This window comes from Streptomyces sp. P9-2 (genome assembly GCF_051903975.1).
Taxonomy (GTDB): domain Bacteria; phylum Actinomycetota; class Actinomycetes; order Streptomycetales; family Streptomycetaceae; genus Streptomyces; species Streptomyces cellulosae.
The window spans coordinates 4,622,701-4,636,444 of the sequence record NZ_CP192633.1; the positions used below are offsets into that span (position 1 = coordinate 4,622,701).

A 13,744-nucleotide genomic window follows, 5' to 3' on the forward strand; every position below is an offset into this window, starting at 1 on the left:
GCTACTCCTCCGTGGGCCGCAGCGGCTCCCGCCGCTTCGGCAGCACCCGCTGGATGTAGTCCTCGACGGCGGTCTCCAGACCGATGTCGTGCTGGGCCCGCTCGGACAGGTACCAGCGGTGCTCCAGCAGCTCGTGGTAGATCTGCGCGGGGTCCATCTGCCCGCGCAGCTCCGGCGGCACGGACCGCACGGTGGGCCGGAACACCTCGCGCACCCAGCGGTGGGCGAGCACCTCGGGACGGGCGCCGAGGGGGTCGCCCGGGGCGTAGTCGTCCTGGGTGGCCATCCAGCTCTCCAGGTCGTTCAGCAGCCGCCTGGCCTGGTTCTCCTCGGTGTCCAGACCGGTCAGCCGCAGCAGCTGGCGCTGATGGTGCCCGGCGTCCACGACCTTCGGCACGAAGGTGACCGTGTCGCCGTTGGAGGCGTGCTCGATCTGCATCTCCGCCACGTCGAAGCCGAGTTCGTTCAGGCGGCGGATACGGCGCTCGATGTGGTGGTGCTTGCCCGCCGGGTACACCGAGGTGCGGGTCAGCTCCTTCCACAGCTCCTCGTAGCGGGCGCAGATCTCGGTGCCGAAGTCGATCGGGTCGACGGAGGGGTGCAGCGCGCCGGACGCCTCCAGGTCGAGCAGCTCGCCGCTGATGTTGACCCGCGCCAGGTCCAGGTCGTACTCCCGCTGTCCGCGCGTCAGTTCGGGGTGCAGCTCGCCGGTCTCGGCGTCCACGAGGTAGGCGGCGAAGGCGCCCGCGTCGCGCCGGAACAGCGTGTTGGACAGCGAGCAGTCGCCCCACGCGAAGCCCGCCAGGTGCAGCCGCACCAGCAGCACGGCGAGCGCGTCCATCAGCCGGTGCATGGTGGCCGGCCGCATCGTCGTCTCGAACATCGACCGGTACGGCATGGACCCGCGGAGGTGCCGGGTGATGAGCACGCTCTCCAGCGGCTCCCCCTCCGGGTCGGTACGGCCGGTCACCACGGCGAGCGGGTCCACCGCGGGGATGCCGAGCCGGTCCAGGTCGCGCAACAGCTCGTACTCGCGCAGCGCGGGACGCTGGGCCAGCTCTTTCACCGCGACCACCTCGTCGCCCGCGCGGGCGTAGCGCACGACGTGCCGGGAGATGCCGCGCGGCAGCGGCACCAGGTACTCGTCGGGCCATTCCTCCAGCGGAAGGTGCCACGGCAGTTCCAACAGGAGCGCGGGGTGCTCCGGGTTGGTGGCGTTGATCTGCAGTGCCATGGCGGCGGTGTCCTCGTCTCGAGTGTGATCGTCCCGAAGGCTCGAAGGTGATCGTCACCTCAGCCTATTGCGCGCGCTCCCGGGCCAGCAGGGCGGCGTCCCGCACGGAACCCCGGTGGACCGGGCCGTGCCCGGGGAGCAGCAGGTTGCCGTCCAGCTCCGCCAGCACGTCCAGCGAGCGTACGGCGCGGACCCGCTCGCGATGGAACATGTCGGTCAGCATCTGCGGGCCCTGCACACGGGACACGGCGTGCCCGCTGACCAGGGCGTCCCCGGACACCACCGCCCCGACCTGCGGCAGGTGGAAGGCGGAGTGCCCGGCGGTGTGGCCGGGCGTGTGCACGGGTACGGGCCGGCCCGGCAGGTCCAGCGGCTCGCCCTCGCCGGACACCGGGAACGGCTGGGGAGAAGTGACCGCCACGTTCGCGGTGCCGCCGGCGCGCAGGGCATGCGCGGCCCACGGCAGCACACCGGGACGCCAGCCGTTGCGCAGCACCCGCCCCACGGTCACCTGGTGCAGGAAATCCCGCCGCGCGTGCGGTACTTCCTCCTTGTGGGTGTGGACCGGGGTGCCGTAGGCGACGCTGAGGAACTCGGCCGAGCCCAGGTGGTCGTTGTGCGCGTGCGTGATCAGCACGGCCGCCACCGCCTCCGGCGCCGCGCCCACCTCCGCGAGCGAGCCGAGCAGCCCCGCGCGGTCGCCGGGGTAACCGGTGTCGATCAGGGTGACGGCGTCCCCCTCGGCCAGGATCACCCAGTTCGTGCTCGTGCCGTGCACCAGATAGGTGCCGTCCGCCACCTGCCGCACCGTTGCCTTCATGGCCGCCTCGCGTGTCGTGCCCCGTCCCGGTCGAACGAGCACAGGAAAGCAGATCAGGGGGCGGATGGGGTCGGTGGTCCGTCCTTCGGGCGTGCCGTCGCGCGGGGCGCGGGGCGCATCCCGAACAGCCACCGCGTCACCGCCCACCGCCGCACCCCGAGTTCGTACAGCAGCACCACCGTCACCAGCGAGGCCGCCACGATCACCGCGTACTTCACCCCCGCCGGCGCGGACCACCCGACGACACCGTAGGCGTAGGCGACCACCACCGGCTGGTGCAGGACGTACAACGGGAGGGCGGCCACGGCCGGATACGCCAGGAACGGCGGCATCCCCCGCCGGAAGCGGGGGCGACGGTCCAGCAGGCCGAGGATCGCCAGCACCCAGCACCACCCGGCCGCCCCGAACAGCGCGCGGGTGGCCAGCGCGGCCGGGGTCCACGCGGTGAACGGGTCGTCGCCCGCGACGAAGCCGGGCGCGGTCCCGGCGAACAGCACCACCCCGGCCACGCCCGCCCGCACCGCCGCGCGCCGCGTCGGCACCCGCACCCGCTCGTCGTCCGCGAGGAGGAAGCCGTACGCGAAGAACAGCAGGTAGGCCCAGCGGTTCCAGCCCGCGTAGTCCTCCTCCATGCCGAGCAGGGCGTTCACGGCGGCGAGCGGCAGCGCGGGCAGCAGAAGCAGCGCGGGCCTGCGCCGGACGGCCTCGGCCGCGCGGTCCGCCCGCCCGGTCAGGGCCGTGGCGAACGGCGCGAGCAGCAGGCAGAAGGCGAGCAGCAGCACGACGAACCACAGGTGCCCGGTCTCGAAGTGCTCGCCCTCCAGGACGAACGGGAAGTCCGCTGGATCCGGCTGCACGCTCAGGAACCGCCCCCAGAAGGTCGGGTACGGCTCGTCGTACGCGGGGTCGGCGGCGCGCAGCCGCAGCCACTGGGGGAGCGGGCACAGCACGACCGTGCCGACCACCAGCGGGACGCCCAGGCGCAGCAGCCGCTCCCGGGCGAACCGGGCGGGGCCACGGCGGCGGACCGAGTGCCGGGCGCCGAGCCCTGCGACGAGGAACAGCATGGGCATCGCCCACACCACCCCGAACCCGGCGAGCACGGTGACGGCGTCCGTCGTCGTCGCGTCCTTCACGTAGAAGTCGTCGTCGGGGGAGAACACCAGGGCGCTGTGGAAGAAGACCAGGCCGACCACGACGAGGCCGCGCAGCACGTCCAGTTCGCCGCGCCGGCCGGGCCCCGCGCCCGGCGGCCCCGTGTCCGCGCCCATCGCTCCTCCCCGCCCGGGTGGACCCAGTGTGGGGGAGGCCCGCCGGAGGAGGACAGGCTTCCGCCACGGTTCCGGACGGGGCGGGTGGCGGTCAGTTCACCCCGCGCGGGCGGAACTGGATGCTGATGCGCGGCCCGGCGGCCTTGGCGCTCTTCGGCACGCAGTGCTCCCAGGTGCGCTGGCAGGAGCCGCCCATCACCACCAGGTCGCCGTGGCCCAGCGGCCGGCGCACGGTCTCGCCGCCGCCCATGGGCCGCAGCAGCAGGTCACGGGGCGATCCCACCGACAGGATGGCGACCATGGTGTCCTCGCGGGCGCCCCGGCCGATGCGGTCGCCGTGCCAGGCGACGCTGTCCCGGCCGTCGCGGTAGTAGCAGAGCCCGGCCGTGGCGAACGGCTCGCCCAGCTCCTCCGCGTAGTGGACGCTGAGCGCGTCGCGGGCCTCGGTGAGGACGGGGTGGGGGAGCGGGGCGCCGGCGCCGTAGTACGCGAGCAGCCGGGGCACGGAGACGACCTGGTCGTACATCTGGCGCCGCTCGGCCCGCCAGGGGACCTCGGAGGCCAGATGGTCGAAGAGCGCGTCGGAGCCGTGCAGCCAGCCGGGGAGCAGGTCGATCCAGGCGCCCCGGCCGAGTTCGGTACGGCGCACGCCGTCGAGCGGGCCGAGGCGCAGCTCGTCGTCCTGGTCGAAGAGCGAGCCCTGGAGCGCCGGGAGGTGGTGCGTGCTCATGGGGACCAGCGTACCCCTAATCGAAAATACGTTCTAGAACGATCTCCTGGCGGTCGATCGCCCTGTTCCGGGGGCTGTTCGATACAGCGGTGTATCGGATACGTTCCCGTATCGAACGCGGGGCGGAGGGGGAGGGCATGGCGGACGCCGGGACCGGGCGCGTCACCGCGCGCCGGCTGCGCACCCGCGCCCAGCTGCTCGACGCGGCCTTCACCGTCTTCGCCGCCAAGGGCTTCGGGCACGTCTCCATCGAGGAGATCTGCGAGGCCGCCGGCTACACGCGCGGCGCCTTCTACTCCAACTTCGCCGGCCTGGACGAGCTGTTCTTCGCGCTCTACGCCCAGCGCGCCGACCTGATCGCCGAGCAGGTGGCCGGCGCCCTCGCCTCCGACGGGCCCGACCTCGACGTGGCCGCCGCCGTCGACCGGGTCACCGAGGTGCTGCTGCTGGACCGCGACTGGCTGCTGGTGAAGACCGACTTCCTGGTGCACGCCGCCCGCGACCCCGGCGTGGCGGACATGCTCCTCGACCACCGGGCGCGGCTGCGGCGGGCCGTCGCCGACCGGCTGGAGCGGGCCCGCGGCCACACCGCGCTGCCCGCCGTGCTCGGCGACGCCGAGGGCGCCGCGCACGCCGTGATCGCCGCCTACGACGGCGTCACCGCCCAACTGCTGCTGGACCGGGACACCGAACGCGCCCGGACTTGGCTCAAACAACTGCTCACCGCGCTGCTCACCGGTTGAAGACCCCGGACGAAGTCTCCGGGAGGACAAGGAAGGGACGGTCGCCATGGATGCCGACGTCATCGTCGTCGGAGCGGGCCTCGCGGGCCTCGTCGCGGCCCACGAACTGACCAGCAAGGGCCGCAGGGTCGCCCTCGTCGACCAGGAGAACGCCGCCAGCCTCGGCGGCCAGGCCTACTGGTCGTTCGGCGGGCTGTTCCTGGTGGGGTCGCCCGAGCAGCGCCGCCTCGGCATCAAGGACTCCTTCGAGCTCGCCTGGAACGACTGGCAGGGCAGCGCCGCCTTCGACCGCACCGACGACGAGGACTCCTGGGCGCGGCGCTGGGCGCGCGCCTACGTCGAGTGGGCGGCGGGGGAGAAGCGGTCCTGGCTCGACGGCCACGGCATCACCTTCCTGCCCACCGTCGGCTGGGCCGAGCGCGGCGACCTGCGGGCCGGCGGCCACGGCAACTCCGTGCCCCGCTTCCACATCGCCTGGGGCACCGGCACCGGCGTCGTCGCCCCCTTCACCCGGTACGCCCGCGAGGCCGCGCGGGACGGGCTGCTGACCTTCTACCACCGCCACCGCGTCGACGAGCTGGTCCTGGAGGACGGCGCCGCCCGCGGGGTGCGCGGCACCGTCCTCGCCGAGGACGACGCACCGCGCGGGGTGGCCTCCAGCCGTGAGGCGATCGGCGAGTTCGAGCTGACCGCGCAGGCCGTGGTCGTCACCAGCGGCGGCATCGGCGCGGACCACGACATCGTCCGGAAGTACTGGCCCGAGCGGCTGGGCACCCCGCCGCGCGAGATGGTCACCGGCGTCCCCGCCTACGTCGACGGGCGGATGCTCGACATCAGCGCCCGCGCGGGCGTGCGGCTGGTCAACCGCGACCGCATGTGGCACTACACCGAAGGCATCCGGAACTGGGACCCGATCTGGCCCGGCCACGGCATCCGCATCCTGCCCGGCCCGTCCTCCATGTGGTTCGACGCCCTCGGCCGCCGCCTGCCCGAGCCCTGCCTGCCCGGCTACGACACCCTCGGCACGCTCAAGCACCTGCGCACCACCGAGGACATCGCCCCGTACGACCACTCCTGGTTCGTCCTCACGCAGAAGATCATCGAGAAGGAGTTCGCGCTCTCCGGCTCCGAGCAGAACCCGGACATCACCGCCAAGGACCGCGCCGGGTTCCTGCGCGAACGCGTCCTCGGCAAGGGCGCGCCCGGCCCGGTGGACGCCTTCCTGCGCAACGGCGCGGACTTCGTCACCGCCGCCACCGTCGAGGAGCTCGTCGAGAAGATGAACGCCCTCACCGACGAGCCGCTGCTCGACGCGGCCCTCGTCCGGCGCCAGATCGAGGCGCGCGACCTGCAGCTCGCCAACGGCTACAGCAAGGACGCCCAGGTGCAGGGCATCCGCAACGCCCGCCGCTACATCGGTGACCGCCTCGGCCGGGTCGCCGCACCGCACCGCATCCTCGACCCGGCCGCGGGCCCGCTGATCGGCGTCAAGCTGCACATCCTCACCCGCAAGACGCTCGGCGGCATCCAGACCGACCTGGACTCCCGCGCGCTGCGCGCCGACGGCAGCCCGGTCGAGGGGCTGTACGCGGCCGGCGAGGTCGCGGGCTTCGGGGGCGGAGGCGTCCACGGCTACAACGCGCTGGAGGGCACCTTCCTCGGCGGCTGCCTCTTCTCGGGCCGCGCGGCGGGCAGGGCGGCGGCCGCGCAGACGGCGTAGGGCGGTCCGCTCACTCCGAGAGCAGCCGGGCCAGCACCTCCGCGTGACTGCGTTCCGGCTGCCTGGAGGCGGTCCGCAGGGTCACCGCGCCCTTCCCGGCCAGCTCCCGCACCCGCTCCAGCAGCTCCGCCGCCTCGGGGGCGGCCAGTTCGGCCTCGTAGCGCTCGCGGAACTCGTCGAAGCTGCCCTCGTCGGCGTGGTACCAGCGGCGCAGCTCCGTGGACGGGGTCAGCCCCTTCGGCCACTCGTCGACCCGGGCCGCGTCCTTCGCCAGGCCGCGCGGCCACAGCCGGTCGACCAGCACCCGCACCCCGTCGTCGGGCTCGGGCGGTTCGTACACACGCCGCACGCGCACGCTCATGGTGAGGCCCCTTCCGCCGGAATCGCTGCGAGCCTACTGCGACGCCCGGGACCGGGCACGACGGGCGGGGCGCCCGCATCGTCCCCGCGGGGACCGGGTACTCCGTCCGCCTGGAACCCTGACGCCGGAGTTGACGGATGGAGGCCACGGACGACCTGCCGGTCGTCGGCACGCTCGCCGAGCTCACCGCGCTCGTGGAGGACGAGCGGGGACTGTACGTCCGCTGGTCCAGGGGACCCGCGGTCGACCTGCACGCGGTGTCCAGCATCGACGACCTCACCGGCGTGGCCATGCCCGGCCTGTGCGCGAACCCGCTCGACGTCGAGGAGTGGTGGCAGGACCGCTCCCCGGAGCTGTGGGTGGCGCGGCGGCTGTACGACTACGAGCATCTGCCGCGCGAGAAGGGCGCGGACATCCGGCCCTGGGTGCTCAAGGGCCGCGAGACGGGGCGCGGCCCGGACAACGAGCCGCTGGTCACCGATGTGCGCCCGCTGTGCCGGCTCGCCGACGAGGTGATCGAGGAGGCGCACAGGGAAGTGGCCCGCCAGGAGAATCCCTGGGGGCCACTCCGCCGTGCCACGCGCTGACCGCCGGGCCGCCCGCCCGGGGGCCGCGCGCGGGTCGCGCCCTCGCCGTCACGCCCGCACACCGTCCGCCGTGTCCGTCAGGCCCTGCCCGACGAACGGCGGGCCGCGATGCGCCGCTTGAGCGCGCGGCGTTCCGTCTCGCTCGTGCCGCCCCACACGCCGATGGACTGCCCGGTCTCCAGCGCCCACTCCAGACACTGCTCCCGCACGGGGCAGCGACGGCAGACCGCCTTGGCCTGCTCGGTCTGCAACAGGGCAGGACCGGAAGTGCCGATCGGGAAGAACAGCTCGGGGTCCTCGGTCCGGCAGGCCGCGCTGTGCCGCCAGTTGTCCATCGAAAGTCACCTGCGTCCGAAGTAGGTCCGCACCCTTTCGGATGCCTTGCTGACTTTCGGGTGACCTGTCAAGTCACGCTGAAACAGCGCGATCCGCGTGGAAACGGTCACTGCTCACGCAGCCCCCACGGCGAGCCGTACGCGGTGAGGAGGTCCAGGAACGGACCGGCCGGAAACGCCTCCGGGCCGAGCACGCCCGCCCCCGACCAGGCGCCGGTCGCCAGCAGCTCCAGCGCGACGACCGGGTTGACGGCGGTCTGCCACACCACCGCCTGGCAGCCGTACTCGCTCATCGACCACTGGTTGTCGACCACGTGGTACAGGTACACCTCGCGCGGCGCCCCGTCCTTCGTGCCGCGCACCCAGGTGCCCGCACAGGTCTTGCCGTGCATGCGGTCGCCGAGGGTCGCCGGGTCGGGCAGACAGGCGGCGACGACGTCCCGCGGGGACACCTTCACGGGGCCGTCGGGTCCAGGCACGGTCACCGGCTCGGTGCGGTCCAGGCCCAGCAGGTGCAGCGTGCGGAGCGTGTCGGTGAACTCGCGGCCCAGGCCGTACTTGAAGGTGACCCTGCGGGCGTCCACCCGGCGGGGCACCAGCAGCACCTCCTCGTGCTCCACGTTCACGCACTCCACCGGGCCGATGCCCTCGGGGAAGTCGAACACCTCGGGCTCGCTGAAGGGTTCGGTGGTGTACCAGCCGCGGTCCTTCTCGTACACCACGGGCGGGTTGAGGCATTCCTCGATGGTCGTCCAGATGCTGAACGACGGCGCGAAGTCGTAGCCGTCCACCGTGAGGTTCGCGCCGTCGCGGACGCCGATCTCCTCGATCTCGTCGAAGAGTTCGTCGGCCGCGTACCGGGCGAACACGTCCGACAGACCCGGCTCCACGCCCATGCCGACCAGCGCGAGCAGCCCGGCCGCCTCCCACTCGGCGCCCTGCGCGAACTGCTCGTCGCCCAGCTTCACACCGCACTCCTCGTACGGCCGCTCGCCGTGCGGGCGGGACAGGGACATCGCCATGTCGAGGTACGTGGCGCCGCCGGCCCGCGCCGCGCGGAACAGCGGCATCACGAACCGCGGGTCGGTGGCGTTGAGCAGCACGTCGCAGCCGTGCCGCTCCAGCAGCGCCGTCACCTGCGCCTCGTCGCCGGCGTCGACCCGCTCGGCACGGAACCGGTCGCCGTCCGCGCCGAGCGCCGTCACCGCCGCCTCGGCCCGGGCCGGGTCGTAGTCGGCCACCACCATCAGCTCGAAGAACGGCCGCCGGGCCGCGATCCGGGTGACGGCGGTCCCCACACCGCCCGCTCCCACCAGCAGTACGCGCATGACGGAGCACTCCCTTTCGTCCTCATGGATCCGCGTGGATCCGGAATGTTCTGCGGGGCCCCTGACGTGATGAAACGCCGGGCCGGGACGTAAGGTCAATGGCGTTGGCATAAGGATCCGGGAGGGCCGGGAGCGAGGAGGGGCGATGGCCAAACGTGTGGTGCCCGAGGAGCGGCGCAGGCGCCGCAGGCCGACCAGGAGCGGGGTCGTTCTCTCGGAGCGGCTGATCGTGGAGACCGCGCTGCGGATGCTGCGGGAGCACGGCAGCGCGGGCCTGACCGCCCGCCGCCTCGGACTCGCCCTCGACTGCGACCCGAGCACGCTCTACCGGTACTTCCGCGGCATGGACGACCTGACCCTCGCCATCGGAGACGCGCTGATCGGCCAGGCGCTGGACGGCTGGCGCCGTACCGGGCGTTGGCGCCACGACCTGCGCGCCCTGGGCCTGCGCATCCACGCCGCCTACGTCTCCCACCCGCAGGCGGCCGTCCTCACCGCGAGCCGGGTGTCCGGCCGGGCCAACGAACTCGCCGCCGACGAAGCGGTCCTGGACGTGCTGCGCACCGCCGGCTTTCCGCCCGCCGACACCGTCCGCGTCTACCAGGCCTTCATCGACACCACGCTGGCGTTCGCCGCTCTCGACGCCGCCTCCCTGGCGCTGCCCGACGCGGCCCGGCGGGCCGACGAGGACATGTGGCGCTCGACCTACGCCCGGCTGCCCGCCGCCACCCATCCGCGCATCGCCGAGACCGCCCCGCTGCTCGCCGCCCGGATGGTCGAGAGCGCCTACCCGACGGCGCTGGACATGCTGCTGTCGAGCGCGGAACGGGAGCTCGCAGAACTCGGCGTCAAGGATGCAGCGCCCGGGCCGCCGTCTCCGTGACCGCGTCGGCGACCGCCGCGAGGGCGGGGGAGTCCAGCTTCCACTGCTGCCAGTACAGGGCCGCGTCGGCCTCGCGTCCCGGCGCGAACACCACGACCCGGCCCGCCTCCAGCAGCGGCACCGCCTGCGCCTCCGGCACCATGCCCCAGCCGAGCCCCGCCGCCACCGCCTCGGCGAACCCCTCCGACGTCGGCACGTAGTGGCGCGAGGTGCCCGCCCCCGTGCGGCCTCCGGTCAGCCGGCGCACGAACCCGTCCTGGAAGTCGTCCCGCCGGTCGAACACCACCACCGGCGCCGCCGCCACCGACTCCTCCAGCGGATCCGCCAGCAGTTCCGCCGCGAACTCCGGGTGCGCCACCGGCAGATAGCGCATCGTCCCCAGGCGCCGCACCGAGCAGCCCGGCACCGGGTCGGGGGAGGAGGTCACCGCGGCCATCACCGTCCCCTCGCGCAGCAGCGCCGCCGTGTGCGACTCGTCCTCCCGGCGCAGCTCGAAGCAGAGCCGGGACCGGGCCGGCAGCCGGACCAGCGCGTCCAGGAACCAGGTGGCGAGCGAGTCCGCGTTCACCGCGATCGACACCCGCGTCGGCTCCCCGGCGCCGCTCAGCCCCAGCTCCGCGTACGCGTCCCGCTCCAGCCGGGCCACCTGCCGCGCCAGCCGCACCAGCACCTCACCGGACTCGGTGGGCCGCACCGGACGGGTGCGCGACAGCAGCACCCTCCCGGTGCGCTGCTCCAGCGCCTTGACCCGCTGACTGACCGCCGAGGGCGTCACGTGCAACGCGGCGGCCGCCGCGTCGAACGTCCCCTCGTCGACCACCGCGAGCAGCGTCCGTACCTGGTCCAGCGGAAGGTCCTCCATCACATCGGCTAAGAGTACGTAAGAATCATTAGCTGTACTGAACAGGGCCGTCCGGCCTAACGTCGACGCCATGCCCAGCGCTTTCGCCCCCGCCTTCGCCGGTTTCGGCACCGGACTGTCCCTCATCGTCGCCATCGGCGCGCAGAACGCCTTCGTGCTGCGCCAGGGGATCCGCAGGGACGCGGTGCTCGCCGTCGTCGGCATCTGCGCCCTGTCGGACGCCGTCCTCATCGCGCTCGGCGTGGGCGGAGTCGGGGCGGTGGTGGTGGCGTGGCCGGCGGCGCTGACGGTGGTGGGCTGGATCGGCGGCCTCTTCCTGCTCGGCTACGGCGCCCTGGCCGCGCGCAGGGTGGTCCGCCCGGCCGGCACGGGCCTCGAGGTGGAGGGCGGGGCGGTGGCGGCCGGGTCGCGGCGCCGGGCCGTGCTCACCTGTCTCGCCCTGACCTGGCTCAACCCGCACGTCTACCTGGACACGGTGTTCCTCGTCGGCTCGGTCGCCGCCGACCACGGCCCGGCGCGCTGGACCTTCGGCGTCGGGGCCGTGCTGGCCAGCCTCTGCTGGTTCGCCGCGCTCGGCTTCGGCGCGCGGCTGCTCGGCCGTTTCCTGGCCCGCCCCGCCGCCTGGCGGGTGCTGGACGCCCTGGTGGCCGCCACCATGATCGTCCTCGGTGTGACGCTGATCGCGGGAGCCTGAGGACGCGCCGCCCCGGCGGCCTGCCATAGTGAGTCCCGGCCAAGTGGATGTAAGCACCAACCAGGACGGTCGTGGACACCAGCGAGAGCAGTACCGAGCCCCGCACACCGGACGCCGAGCAGGAGAAGGGCGGACCGCGCGGCTGGCGCCGGTTCGCCATGGACACCCGCCCGCTGCGCCGCCCCGCCTACCGCCGCCTGTGGGCCTCCACCGTGGTCACCGCGGTCGGCAGCCAGCTCACCGCCGTCGCGGTGCCCAAGCAGATCTACGACATCACCGGCTCCTCCGCCTGGGTCGGCACCGCGAGCCTCGCCGGACTGCTGCCGCTGATCGTGTTCGCCCTGTGGGGCGGCGCGATCGCCGACAGCATGGACCGCCGCAAACTGCTGCTGCTCACCAACACCGGCATCGCGGTCACGTCGCTGCTGTTCTGGGTCCAGGCCTTCATCGGCCTGGAGTCCGTCTGGACGCTGATGCTGCTGCTCGCCCTCCAGCAGGCCTTCTGGGGGCTGAACGCGCCCGCCCGCAGCGCCTCCATCGCCCGCCTGGTCCCGGCGGACGAACTGCCCGCCGCCAACGCCCTCGGCTCCACCGTGATGCAGACCGGCCAGATCGCCGGACCGCTGCTCGCCGGCGCCCTGATCCCCGTGATCGGGCTGGCCGAGCTGTATCTGATCGACGCCCTCGCGCTGTGCGTCACCGTCTGGGCGGTGTACCGGCTGCCCGCCCTGCCGCCGCTCACCGCCGCCAAGGCCGGGAGCGCCGGACTGCGCGGCGTCCTGGAGGGCTTCCGCTACATCTCCGGGCACGCGGTGCTGCTGCTGTCGTTCCTCGCCGACATCGTCGCCATGGTCCTCGGCATGCCCCGCGCCCTGTTCCCGCAGCTCGCCTCCGAGACGTACGCCCCCTACGGGGAGGGCTTCGCGCTGGGCCTGCTGTTCGCCGCGATCCCGGTCGGCGCGGTGCTGGGCGGACTGTTCTCCGGCACGTTCTCCCGGGCGCGCCGGCACGGCTGGATGGTGATCGGCTCGGTCGTGGTGTGGGGGCTGGCGATCGCCGGGTTCGGGCTCAGCGGCAGCCTGTGGTTCGCGGTCGCCTTCCTCGCCCTCGCCGGGGTCGCGGACATGGTGTCCATGGTGTTCCGCGGGGCGATCCTGCTGTCCGCCGCGACCGACGAGATGCGCGGCCGCATGCAGGGCGTCTTCACCGTCGTCGTGGCCGGAGGCCCCCGCCTGGCGGACGTGCTGCACGGCACCGCCGGGTCCGCCTTCGGCCCCCGCGCGGCCGTCACGGGCGGCGGCATCCTGGTCGTCGTGGTGATGCTGGCGCTGGCCGCCGCGATGCCGGCGCTGCGCCGCTACCGGGTCTGACCGGCCGCCGCAGCACGACGTCCGGCCGCCGCAGCACGACGTCCGGCCGCCGCAGCACGACGTCCGACCGCCGCTACACCACGAAGCCGCGCCGCATCGCGTACTGCTCCATCAGCTGGCCACGCGTCATCTCCAGGCGGTGCGCCAGCACCTCGGCGACACAGCGGACCAGCGACAGCCCGAGCGCGGTGTCCGCCTCGCACAGCCGGAGCACGGTCGCCGCGTCGAACTCGTAGGCGCGGACCGGGCTGAACGCCAGCGCGCCGAAGTCCCATTCGTACGGGGGGAACAGCCAGGACCAGCCCAGCAGGTCGCCGGCGCCGAGCCCGGCGACGGTGACCCGCTGCACCTCGTTCAGCCGCTGGTCCAGGGAGACGGCGCCGGAGCGTATGACCCAGAAGCGGTCGGCGTGCCCTCCGGACTCGAAGATGCGGGTGTCCTCCGGGAAGTACACCTCACGGGCCAGCGTCATCAGGCGCTCGCGCTGGTGGTGGGGGAGGGCGGTCAGCAGTTTGATCGCTTTGGTCATGGGACGGGGCTCCTCGCCGGGATGCGGTCCGGGTGCTTTCCCTCCCTACTCATTTCAGCCTGTGCCGCCGTTCGGGGCACCTCGGCGGAGGGAACGGGTCCGGAAACCTGCGGCCGGGCCGGGTCGAGGCATGAAAAAGCCCTGGCTGGACGGGGGAAGCCAGCCAGGGCGGTAAACGGTGGTGTCCGGAGGAGTCTGGTCGACTCCGTCACCACGTATGAGTGAACGATAAACCATTCACGGGATGTTCGCGTAATCGGGGGCGTACGCGGCGACC

The 13,744-nt window shown here is 73.3% G+C and carries 15 protein-coding genes; 6 read left to right on the forward strand and 9 right to left on the reverse strand.

What is annotated here, in order from left to right:
- Position 1: 1 nt before the first annotated feature.
- The 4 genes from ACQY0Z_RS21310 to ACQY0Z_RS21325 form a co-directional block, all read right to left on the reverse strand.
- Positions 2 to 1,234, reverse strand: coding sequence for a DUF4032 domain-containing protein (locus ACQY0Z_RS21310; protein ID WP_019526760.1), 1,233 nt, complete (start codon positions 1,232 to 1,234; stop codon positions 2 to 4).
- A 64-nt stretch (positions 1,235 to 1,298) separates the two neighbouring features.
- The gene (locus ACQY0Z_RS21315; protein WP_254585563.1) at positions 1,299 to 2,054 is read right to left on the reverse strand and encodes an MBL fold metallo-hydrolase; all 756 of its coding nucleotides are present in this window, start codon (positions 2,052 to 2,054) and stop codon (positions 1,299 to 1,301) included.
- Between the two features lie 53 nt (positions 2,055 to 2,107).
- Positions 2,108 to 3,325 carry an acyltransferase family protein gene (locus ACQY0Z_RS21320; protein WP_189901924.1) on the reverse strand — a complete coding sequence of 406 codons (1,218 nt, stop codon included), beginning with the start codon at positions 3,323 to 3,325 and terminating at the stop codon, positions 2,108 to 2,110.
- Between the two features lie 91 nt (positions 3,326 to 3,416).
- Positions 3,417 to 4,055 carry an alpha-ketoglutarate-dependent dioxygenase AlkB gene (locus ACQY0Z_RS21325; RefSeq protein WP_189901921.1) on the reverse strand — a complete coding sequence of 213 codons (639 nt, stop codon included), beginning with the start codon at positions 4,053 to 4,055 and terminating at the stop codon, positions 3,417 to 3,419.
- A 137-nt stretch (positions 4,056 to 4,192) separates the two neighbouring features.
- Between ACQY0Z_RS21325 and ACQY0Z_RS21330 the strand changes: the two genes are divergently transcribed.
- Together ACQY0Z_RS21330 and ACQY0Z_RS21335 are read left to right on the forward strand one after the other, a co-directional pair.
- Positions 4,193 to 4,798 carry a TetR/AcrR family transcriptional regulator gene (locus tag ACQY0Z_RS21330; protein WP_254585561.1) on the forward strand — a complete coding sequence of 202 codons (606 nt, stop codon included), beginning with the start codon at positions 4,193 to 4,195 and terminating at the stop codon, positions 4,796 to 4,798.
- Between the two features lie 46 nt (positions 4,799 to 4,844).
- Positions 4,845 to 6,518 carry an FAD-binding dehydrogenase gene (locus ACQY0Z_RS21335; RefSeq protein ID WP_347226332.1) on the forward strand — a complete coding sequence of 558 codons (1,674 nt, stop codon included), beginning with the start codon at positions 4,845 to 4,847 and terminating at the stop codon, positions 6,516 to 6,518.
- 10 nt (positions 6,519 to 6,528) lie between these two features.
- Here ACQY0Z_RS21335 and ACQY0Z_RS21340 read toward each other — a convergent pair whose 3' ends face one another.
- The gene (locus ACQY0Z_RS21340; protein WP_439812674.1) at positions 6,529 to 6,879 is read right to left on the reverse strand and encodes a DUF488 domain-containing protein; all 351 of its coding nucleotides are present in this window, start codon (positions 6,877 to 6,879) and stop codon (positions 6,529 to 6,531) included.
- A gap of 137 nt (positions 6,880 to 7,016) precedes the next feature.
- Here ACQY0Z_RS21340 and ACQY0Z_RS21345 point away from each other — a divergent pair, with 137 nt between their 5' ends.
- On the forward strand, positions 7,017 to 7,466 hold the full coding sequence (locus ACQY0Z_RS21345; protein WP_439812675.1) for a DUF6098 family protein: 450 nt from the start codon (positions 7,017 to 7,019) through the stop codon (positions 7,464 to 7,466).
- 77 nt (positions 7,467 to 7,543) lie between these two features.
- Here ACQY0Z_RS21345 and ACQY0Z_RS21350 read toward each other — a convergent pair whose 3' ends face one another.
- Together ACQY0Z_RS21350 and ACQY0Z_RS21355 are read right to left on the reverse strand one after the other, a co-directional pair.
- Positions 7,544 to 7,801: a WhiB family transcriptional regulator gene (locus ACQY0Z_RS21350; RefSeq protein ID WP_189901913.1), complete on the reverse strand. Its 258-nt coding sequence runs from the start codon at positions 7,799 to 7,801 to the stop codon at positions 7,544 to 7,546.
- A 107-nt stretch (positions 7,802 to 7,908) separates the two neighbouring features.
- Positions 7,909 to 9,129 (reverse strand): saccharopine dehydrogenase family protein, encoded by a 1,221-nt coding sequence (locus ACQY0Z_RS21355; protein ID WP_254585558.1) that lies wholly within the window; start codon positions 9,127 to 9,129, stop codon positions 7,909 to 7,911.
- Positions 9,130 to 9,274: 145 nt separating this feature from the next.
- Here ACQY0Z_RS21355 and ACQY0Z_RS21360 point away from each other — a divergent pair, with 145 nt between their 5' ends.
- Positions 9,275 to 10,012, forward strand: coding sequence for a TetR/AcrR family transcriptional regulator (locus ACQY0Z_RS21360; RefSeq protein ID WP_439812676.1), 738 nt, complete (start codon positions 9,275 to 9,277; stop codon positions 10,010 to 10,012).
- On the opposite strand, the gene ACQY0Z_RS21365 is transcribed toward ACQY0Z_RS21360, so the two are convergent.
- Positions 9,978 to 10,874 (reverse strand): LysR family transcriptional regulator ArgP, encoded by an 897-nt coding sequence (locus ACQY0Z_RS21365; RefSeq protein WP_189902155.1) that lies wholly within the window; start codon positions 10,872 to 10,874, stop codon positions 9,978 to 9,980. The genes ACQY0Z_RS21360 and ACQY0Z_RS21365 overlap by 35 nt on opposite strands.
- Before the next feature lie 70 nt (positions 10,875 to 10,944).
- Here ACQY0Z_RS21365 and ACQY0Z_RS21370 point away from each other — a divergent pair, with 70 nt between their 5' ends.
- A complete protein-coding gene (locus tag ACQY0Z_RS21370; RefSeq protein WP_439812677.1) occupies positions 10,945 to 11,568 on the forward strand; it encodes a LysE/ArgO family amino acid transporter in 624 nt (207 codons plus the stop codon).
- A 71-nt stretch (positions 11,569 to 11,639) separates the two neighbouring features.
- A complete protein-coding gene (locus ACQY0Z_RS21375; protein ID WP_189901905.1) occupies positions 11,640 to 12,938 on the forward strand; it encodes an MFS transporter in 1,299 nt (432 codons plus the stop codon).
- Between the two features lie 73 nt (positions 12,939 to 13,011).
- Here ACQY0Z_RS21375 and ACQY0Z_RS21380 read toward each other — a convergent pair whose 3' ends face one another.
- On the reverse strand, positions 13,012 to 13,467 hold the full coding sequence (locus tag ACQY0Z_RS21380) for a cyclic nucleotide-binding domain-containing protein (RefSeq protein WP_189901903.1): 456 nt from the start codon (positions 13,465 to 13,467) through the stop codon (positions 13,012 to 13,014).
- Positions 13,468 to 13,744 lie beyond the last annotated feature (277 nt).

Coding starts and splice junctions, on each gene's coding strand:
- ACQY0Z_RS21365 (WP_189902155.1), bottom strand. CDS start 10,874: ATGGAGGACCTTCCGCTGGACCAGGTACGGACGCTGCTCGCGGTGGTC.
- ACQY0Z_RS21370 (WP_439812677.1), top strand. CDS start 10,945: ATGCCCAGCGCTTTCGCCCCCGCCTTCGCCGGTTTCGGCACCGGACTG.
- ACQY0Z_RS21310 (WP_019526760.1), bottom strand. CDS start 1,234: ATGGCACTGCAGATCAACGCCACCAACCCGGAGCACCCCGCGCTCCTG.
- ACQY0Z_RS21315 (WP_254585563.1), bottom strand. CDS start 2,054: ATGAAGGCAACGGTGCGGCAGGTGGCGGACGGCACCTATCTGGTGCAC.
- ACQY0Z_RS21350 (WP_189901913.1), bottom strand. CDS start 7,801: ATGGACAACTGGCGGCACAGCGCGGCCTGCCGGACCGAGGACCCCGAG.
- ACQY0Z_RS21380 (WP_189901903.1), bottom strand. CDS start 13,467: ATGACCAAAGCGATCAAACTGCTGACCGCCCTCCCCCACCACCAGCGC.
- ACQY0Z_RS21320 (WP_189901924.1), bottom strand. CDS start 3,325: ATGGGCGCGGACACGGGGCCGCCGGGCGCGGGGCCCGGCCGGCGCGGC.
- ACQY0Z_RS21345 (WP_439812675.1), top strand. CDS start 7,017: ATGGAGGCCACGGACGACCTGCCGGTCGTCGGCACGCTCGCCGAGCTC.
- ACQY0Z_RS21360 (WP_439812676.1), top strand. CDS start 9,275: ATGGCCAAACGTGTGGTGCCCGAGGAGCGGCGCAGGCGCCGCAGGCCG.
- ACQY0Z_RS21355 (WP_254585558.1), bottom strand. CDS start 9,129: ATGCGCGTACTGCTGGTGGGAGCGGGCGGTGTGGGGACCGCCGTCACC.
- ACQY0Z_RS21340 (WP_439812674.1), bottom strand. CDS start 6,879: ATGAGCGTGCGCGTGCGGCGTGTGTACGAACCGCCCGAGCCCGACGAC.
- ACQY0Z_RS21335 (WP_347226332.1), top strand. CDS start 4,845: ATGGATGCCGACGTCATCGTCGTCGGAGCGGGCCTCGCGGGCCTCGTC.
- ACQY0Z_RS21330 (WP_254585561.1), top strand. CDS start 4,193: ATGGCGGACGCCGGGACCGGGCGCGTCACCGCGCGCCGGCTGCGCACC.
- ACQY0Z_RS21325 (WP_189901921.1), bottom strand. CDS start 4,055: ATGAGCACGCACCACCTCCCGGCGCTCCAGGGCTCGCTCTTCGACCAG.